Source organism: Hydrocoleum sp. CS-953 (assembly GCF_002260545.1).
Classification (GTDB): Bacteria; Cyanobacteriota; Cyanobacteriia; order Cyanobacteriales; family Microcoleaceae; genus Trichodesmium.
The window spans coordinates 1-6682 of record NZ_LGSU01001091.1; the positions used below are offsets into that span (position 1 = coordinate 1).

Annotated in this window: 1 protein-coding gene and 1 pseudogene; both read right to left on the minus strand. The window is 35.6% G+C overall.

All coding sequences use genetic code 11. The features are described 5' to 3' along the window. Positions 1–3636 precede the first annotated feature (3636 nt). On the minus strand, positions 3637–4660 hold a 1024-nt coding region (locus tag AFK68_RS45460; RefSeq protein ID WP_371357422.1), incomplete at its 5' end, for a WD40 repeat domain-containing protein. A gap of 1 nt (position 4661) precedes the next feature. Beyond that, positions 4662–6363 (minus strand): annotated as a pseudogene (locus AFK68_RS45465) (hypothetical protein); the annotation flags it as partial. Between the last annotated feature and the right edge of the window lie 319 nt (positions 6364–6682).

The window sequence follows — 6682 nt, forward strand, 5'->3', positions numbered from 1 at the left end:
CCTTTATACTACTCTCTACTCCCCCCACCCCCCACTCCCGTACTCCTTAAAGCAAACCCTATTTAATCCGATTTCGGCGGAATTTCTATAGGTTCTAAAGGACCTAATTCAGTTGGTACAGGTTGAACAACCTCTGATTCAGATGTTTCCAATTCTCCCGTTTTAGGAAAAGTAAATTGACTCGGGCTACTAGACTGACTAGAACTACTAGACTGATAAGTTTGAATCATAATAGACCGACTTTCTTGTTCTCCTAAACTATTAGTAACTTGCAAAGTAATTGTTTCAGAAAATGGAGCCTGGCTAATCATATAATTCATTGAACCTTCCTTTTTTACAACATCAGCAAGAGGTTGTAATTCAACTTTAATTCCCTCTCCACCTTCCACTTTCCATCCTAATTGAATAAATACAGGTGTTCCGTCTGAACCAATAGCAATAGGTGGATAATTTACAACAGGTTCAGTAATCAATTGATCGTTAACTTTAAATTCAATCTTTATTGGTATTGGCGTTACTTTAACTGGGGATGAAATTTGGTTAATATTGACATTTTCTTCTGCTTTTTTAGGAATAACTTCAAGCTGAAATGTATGTTCTCCAGGGGGAAAGTTTTTTATTGGCACATCTCTACAAATCAGTAGATAGTCAACCCCTTTAGAAATTGAACAGAATGAGTTAACTTGACTGGGATATTGATATCTTTGAACCTCTTGAATAGAACCATTTCGACCTTGAGCTGTGATAATAAATAATTGAATTTGGTTAGGATTTTGAATTACCCAATTTAATTTTATCGGCTCTTTGTTAGCTTCCTCATAAACCGCTTTTGATACTGTAAATTGCTTAATTTCAGGTAAAGGTTCTGGTTGAACAACAATAGTATTCTGTAATGCTTGAGAGTCTGAGGGTTCTTTCGGGTTTGATAAAGAGTAAACCGCTACTTTGAACGTATAATTTCCCGGTTCAATCAAGTCAATATTTAAGCTCCACTGACAGCTTAATTTTTCCGGGTTATCTGCTGCAACTTTACAATCTAACTTACCCAAAAGATTCCTAATATCTTTTGGCAAAATTTGAGCTTTTTCTAAATCTTGAATATAAGAATAAGAAGCAGCTTTAGTAACTTGATTACTATCCTGAGTAATAATTTCTAATTGAGTTAATTGACTCCGATTTGTAATATCAAATTGGAGAATAATCGGTTCTTTTTTGGCTTCTTCATAAACCGCTTTTGATGCTGTAAATTGCTCAATTTCAGGTAAAGGTGCCGGCTGAACAAGGATAGTATTTTGTAATGCTTGAGAATCTGAAGGTTCTTTCGGGTTTGATAAAGAGTAAACCGCTACTTTGAATGTATAACTTCCCGGTTCAATCAAGCGAGTATTTAAGCTCCATTGACAGCTTAATTCCTCTGGTTTATCTGCAATTTTACAATCTAAATCACCCCAAAGATTTTTGGTATCTTTCGGTTGAATTTGACCATTATTTAGAATATAAGAAGCAGTTCTAGTAACTTGATTACCATCTTGAGTAATAATTTCAATTTGATTTAATTGACTCTGATTTGTAATATCAAATTGCAGAATAATTTCTTCTTGTTGAAGTCTTGCATAAGTTGACTTAGGAGAAGCTATCTTGTTAATTTGAGATAATATAGGTTGAGGTTTAGGAGTAATTTCAATTGTATGAGTCTTACTGGAATCAGAAGCCTTTTTTGATGAACGCTTTCTAAATAGTTGATCGATAGATTTCGGAAAAGCTTCTATTTCAAAAATATATTTATCAGGAGTAGGAGGCTCTAAAGTCAGAGTACATTCAAGAGTACACTTATTCTTGTTACGATCTTCAATTTTGCATTCTTTTTGATTCTGGCTATCCTTTTGATTAGTTAATGAAGGCTTTCTCAATAGCTTATTAATAGTTCTTTTAAAAAAACTACTATCATGATATTCAATCAATTTACATTCATAATTTTTATTAACTAATTCTGGTAAATTAAGTTTTTCATTTTCAAATGGATAGCTTTTTAATTCACTACTTCCTTGGCTATCAATTCTCGTAAAAACAATTTTTTCTAACTCTTGAGGATGACGAACTTTCCAATTAATTTGAATTGGTTCACCTTCTTTATATTTTGATAATTGATTAATTGTGCTAAATTCATTGATTTTAGGTAAAGGTGGCATTTTGAAGAAATTCCACCAAATTGCTAATGCTGTTCCTGCGAAAAGACTGAATATCAATAAAATTAATAGCCATAAATGCCACCAAGGACTTTTATCCCACACTAAAATTCCTTCTAGTGAGGGTTCCCCCAAGGGGAAGTTTTGCACATCCTCTAACTCAACATCAAACCGAAGTTCCAAAGCTGGTCTAGGAATTAAACGTCGCCATCGCCAACCTTTCCGCTCAACTTGTAAATTAATGGTCTTACTTTTACTCGGAAAAATTCGCACATCTGACTGCGGTGAGAGAAAATAATTCCAAAGCTTTTCCTGCTGTATAAAGTTTGCAGTTAAAATCAGATCGCGTCTGGTATTCCCTTCGTTAGTTAATTTAATATCAAAATCAGCTTCACCTTTTTTGACTTTGTTTTTAGTCGGTTGAAGTGTACATTGCAAATTATATTCTGGTAAAATTAATAAATAAAAGACTCGAATAATAAGCTGAGACTCATTATTTTTTGAAATGAGTTGAATGGTAGGAAAATAATTTCCAGCAGGAGTATATTTAGGTGGATGCAAGATTAACTGAATCTCTCCTGGGGGATCTTCTGGGTTAAGTTCAAGTCCATCTGTCTCGCGAATTAATCCAGAGAGATTTGTATTAACTTCGGGGTAACTAACATCATACCAATCTTCGTCTAGATCGGGACAAATAATATAAAATCGATCCACCAATTTAGAGCGATTTTTAACTTGAATTGGGATCTCTACTTTTTCTCCCGCTTGAAGCTGATGGGGTTTATTTGGATGGGTAGAAGGAAGGATAAATTCAGGTTCATAGTCTAACTGTGTTTCCCGCTCTAAACGAACTCGCAGTTGTTGAGGACGACGAAAAACTTGATCGGGATATTGTTCAGGTGCTTCAGCAAATACGGTGTAGTGGTAAATTCCTAGTGAAGCTTGCTGGGGAACTTCAAATTGAAGATCAATTGATTTAGACTCCTCTGGCTTCAGTCGAAGACGATTATTAATCGACGATCGCTCATCTATCACTGTACACCATCTTTCTATTGGCTTTGAACGAGCATCATTTGCTTTGATCNATCGGGATATTGTTCAGGTGCTTCAGCAAATACGGTGTAGTGGTAAATTCCTAGTGAAGCTTGCTGGGGAACTTCAAATTGAAGATCAATTGATTTAGACTCCTCTGGCTTCAGTCGAAGACGATTATTAATCGACGATCGCTCATCTATCACTGTACACCATCTTTCTATTGGCTTTGAACGAGCATCATTTGCTTTGATCCAAACGAAAATTAATAATTCTTGGTCATCTGAGTTTGTAACTTTTAAACGATGTTTAACTGTCGAACCTCGCAAAAGATTCAGGCTTTTTTGAGACTCTTCCTGTATAAAAATGGGTGTACGGGTTGATTGCATCCTAAATACCTCCAGTTAAATAAGACTTACTATCGGGTTCTGCGTTTATTCATACAGTCTTCCATATTTTTAATCTTAATTTTTTTGATCTTTACATAATGATTTTCTCCATCAAATGTCAGGCGAATTTCTTGATCAAACGTTTTAATATCAACGCTATTGAGTCTAGTCTCAGAAAATTGAGCTACGACTTTTCCCTTTTTGGTAACTCGTTCTCCATTGGGATTAAGTGACCATAACATAACTCGTCCATCATCTCCGGTACTCGCAAGATAGCAGCCATTTTGACTTAATGCAACTGTCCGAACGGGTTGACCTTTATGGCCATCATTCCACTGTTCTCGGCTAACTGCTGAACAATTCAGAATCTCACCTCCTCCAGGCGACTGTTCAATACATCGACGAATTTTATCAAGGTTCCACAACGTAATATATCCCTCTGTGTCTGCACTAGCTAATAGATTTGGGAAGCTAGTATTATTAATTTCTTCATGAGTTGCTAGACTGGTAATATAATTATATTGGTTAATCAATTTATTGCTTTTATCTTCCCAATTATAGGGAAAGTAATACAACTTATTACGATTCTTATTTTTAAGCTTTTCTCCTACCAAACAAGCATCCAAAGTACCATATTTAGCATAAGAATCATAAGAATAACAGTAGTCTACAATCCCATTTCTATCCTCATAAGGTGGATTCCAATTTTCCCATGTTTCCCAATTTTCCCAAATTGCTAACTTATTATACTGACCAGCAAAAAAGACTAATCGAGGTTGATTTCGACGTTCGCTGATGGTTAGAGTTAGTAATGCAAAAGGTTGTTTAAAAATTAATTCTCGACCAATTCTCTGGTTATCTTTATAGAGATCGTAGGTTTCGGCGAGAGGTTCAAGTCCAGACTGTTGTTTTTCTTTACGAGTTCCTATGTTTGATGAATTCCAGCCGTAGTCAATTGCTTCTAAATCCCAGACTCGTACCATTCCGCTACCATGTCCGCTTAATAAATAACGAGAATCTTTAGTAAATTCTAAGCCAAAAACACGGTCATTTNCAATTCTCTGGTTATCTTTATAGAGATCGTAGGTTTCGGCGAGAGGTTCAAGTCCAGACTGTTGTTTTTCTTTACGAGTTCCTATGTTTGATGAATTCCAGCCGTAGTCAATTGCTTCTAAATCCCAGACTCGTACCATTCCGCTACCATGTCCGCTTAATAAATAACGAGAATCTTTAGTAAATTCTAAGCCAAAAACACGGTCATTTTTATTTTCATCAATATAAAGGGTTCCTTGTCTCTGTTGATTTGTGATATTCCAAAGATTAATTTCTCCCGTCTCTAAACCTGCTGCAACTTGTTGATTATCTTCCGGCAAAAAACGAACGACACGCACCGCTTTTTCATTCTCATCAGTAATGACTTGTGGTGGCTCCAGTTGATTTGCCTCAACTTGCCAATAGCGAATACTGCGATCGCTAGAACCACTAATCACGGTATTAGCTTTACCGTCAAAAGCAACAGAATTCACTGGCTCAGTATGATGATTTTTTGGCGTGAGTAACCACCACAATGCTCCCAACAAAAGCATTAGGAGTAAGGTTAATAGTTGCAACCAAAATGGAATAATAGGCTTAACATCTAGAGTAATTGTTTGAGCTTCAGGCTTAATAAATACTGATGTATTATCTTCATAATCTTGATTTAATAAATAAGGTTTCAGGTTGAATTGTAGTTTCTTTCCCATCCCTAACCAAGACCGAACTTGACTCACTTTCAACTTTTGTGATGATAATTCTTCAGGATAAATTGTCTGAAAATAAAACCCGGTATAAAGACAACTAGATTGCTGCTCGTCATATTCCACAAAGAGTTCTTGTTCTTTTCCTTCCTCTGACAAAATAGTAAGATGATGAGGTTTTTTAGTTCTTTCAAAGATATCAAAATTAATATCTTGAATCATGTTACTATAATTATAGAGTTGAATTTTATAATTGACGCTGTTGTTCAATCTAATCCCCGATAAAACCTGGTCAGTAGGTTCGCATTCCCAATTGATAATTCCCTTCAGTAAAACTTCAAGTTTTCCCGAAACTTCCGGTTCAGGTTGAATCACTCTATCCGTTTGAGCCATAATTCTAAAGCTGTAAGTTTGACTCAAGGCTTTCCCTTCTTCAGGTGGTTGACACTCAAAGGTCACAAATTGGGGTTCACCTGGATTAAGTTCTGTAATTTGTTTTGTGGTTCCATTAATTATCCAGTTTGGATCGAGCTTGTCTTCTCCTTGAAACGTCAAATTTACTGCCATTACATCTTGACTATAATTTGAGACCTTAACAGGAATTTCAAGAATTTCGCCAGGATATCCTTGGACTTTAGAATGGAGAAGCTCTAATACTAGAGGTTTTATGGGTGCTTCCAGCTTTAAAGTCAGGGTTTCTGTAGCTAAAAGTTGTGGATTTTCTATGGCAATTGCTCTAACGGTTAAATCTAATAGATTTTCATAACCGGAACGAGGAGAACGATGAATATTGACTGTAAATTCAGTTGTTGCACCTGGAGGTTTCTTGGTCGCAACTTCAGGCTTTGTGCTGTACCATTTTATCTGGGATTCTGGATCGAGTCCAGGTATCATTATATCTAGATAAAAACTATAAAAATCTTGGCTGTAGTTTGTGACATAAGCTTTGAAATAACCAGGTGAACCAGGCTGATATTTAATATATTGCGATTCAAGTTCTAATCTAACAAAATCTATCATATTATTCTAAATAAGGTTGATTTAAAACTTTTTTGCACTAAGAACAATTATAATAACTATCCACTGGAGGAGTTGACTTGTGCAGATTTTTTGTACCATACTCTGCTATTTCTAGCCTATTTTCATCTTTTGGATACTGTTGGCGAAATATTACTTAACATTTTAGAAAATAAAAAAGCCCACTTCTCTACCTTGGCCAACTCTTCTAGTCCAATTTCAAGTAAAACTCTACTTCATATCATGTCCGGTAGCATCGGTATTCTAAGGTAATACCATGTCCGGTTGAACACTTATAATTAAGATAGTAAGGGAGTAGGGG